Genomic DNA, 1,411 nt, shown 5'->3' on the forward strand with positions numbered 1-1,411 from the left:
GGCGCGCCCTATACCTTCGTCACCACCGAGACATTCCTGGCCGCCTTTGGGCTTGAAAGCCTGCGCGACCTGCTGGATACCGAGAATATTGTCGATGCGGGGTTGGCCGAACCGTAGGGATGGGGAGAGTCGATATCGCTATAGCACACCTGGCCTGCTGTAGGGCGCTTCCGCACTCTGAAAGCGCAACTTCCTGAAGATAGGCCTCGAAGCCGGCCAATGTAGTGAATAACCAAGGGCTAGACCGGAGGCACCAGTGATCTGTGCAGCGATGATGACTCTTGCGCTACTCTTGGACATTTGCGTGGGATGGCCAAAATGGATATTTTCTCGTGTTGGGCATCCAGTCACTTGGATCGGCGCCCTAATATATGCGCTCGAGCGAAAACTAAATTCGGGCGGGGTATGGAGGCGCCGGATTGGAGGTCTAATCTGCGTGTTTACCGTTATCTCGATCTGCGTCGTTCTCGCCATATTGTTGCAAAGTCAACTCACGACAAACTGGCAAACGATCGCATTTGGAGCAGTACTAGCTTGGCCTTGGATAGCAGCTAAAGGGCTAGATGACCATGTCGTTGCTGTACTCATTCCCCTGAAAGAAAACAACGTACCGGACGCCCGGCAAGCAGTTTCGTCCATAGTGGGCAGAGATACCAGCACGCTTGATAGTGCCTCTGTCACCCGTGCGGCACTGGAAAGTTTGGCCGAGAATGCGTGCGATGGCGTCGTTGCACCGCTTTTTTGGGGCGCTGTGGGTGGATTGCCGGCACTGATCGCCTACAAAGCACTAAACACTTTAGATTCGATGATTGGTCATCGTAGCCCAAGATTCGAAGACTTTGGGAAAGTCGCTGCACGCTTAGATGATCTGGCGAATTTCGTACCAGCGCGGCTGACGAGTTTGCTATTGCTCGTTGCTTCTGGACGACCGTTTTCGGCGTTTCTGCTAACGGCGCGCGACGCGGGCCATCATCGTTCTTTCAATGCCGGTTGGCCGGAAGCGTCGATGGCTGGAGGACTAGATGTTCGGCTTTCGGGTCCAAGGACGTACGGAGATCAAACTGTCAAAGAGCCGTGGCTCAATGGTGGAGCGAGAGATCCGCAACCTGAAGACCTGCGTCGAGGTCTTTGGATCTATAGACGTTCACTCGCCCTGTGCATCGTCGCTTTGGCAATTTTGTCATTTTGGGAGCGTTTCTGACTTCTATTATTGCAGTCTCCGACCAAGTCGGATGGCCAGCTCGGCATCATACTAGCCATTCATAAGGTGACAGGCATCAGATGATTGGGCATTGGAGGACCAGCAAGACATGTATTCGCTCGGAAGAGCGGCAATTGCTTGGACGCAACATCCAAGAAGCCTTGGGACATTCAGCTTCTTTCATCTTCCACTGCCGCTGGCGGATACCAG

General features: G+C 53.7%; 1 protein-coding gene and 1 pseudogene. Both read left to right on the top strand.

The genetic code is table 11. The annotated features are described in order from the left end of the window. A pseudogene (locus C8N34_RS27075) lies at positions 1 to 117 on the top strand (SMC-Scp complex subunit ScpB); the annotation flags it as partial. Positions 118 to 271: 154 nt separating this feature from the next. Beyond that, entirely contained in the window at positions 272 to 1,201 is a 930-nt protein-coding gene (gene cbiB / locus C8N34_RS25775) for an adenosylcobinamide-phosphate synthase CbiB (protein WP_108131070.1), read from the top strand. Positions 1,202 to 1,411 lie beyond the last annotated feature (210 nt).

The sequence above is a fragment of the Gemmobacter caeni genome, from assembly GCF_003054195.1.
Taxonomy (GTDB): domain Bacteria; phylum Pseudomonadota; class Alphaproteobacteria; order Rhodobacterales; family Rhodobacteraceae; genus Gemmobacter; species Gemmobacter caeni.

What these genes read in the sequence shown, in the direction of transcription:
- cbiB (WP_108131070.1), top strand. Translation starts at nt 272, where the DNA reads ATGATGACTCTTGCGCTACTCTTGGACATTTGCGTGGGATGGCCAAAA.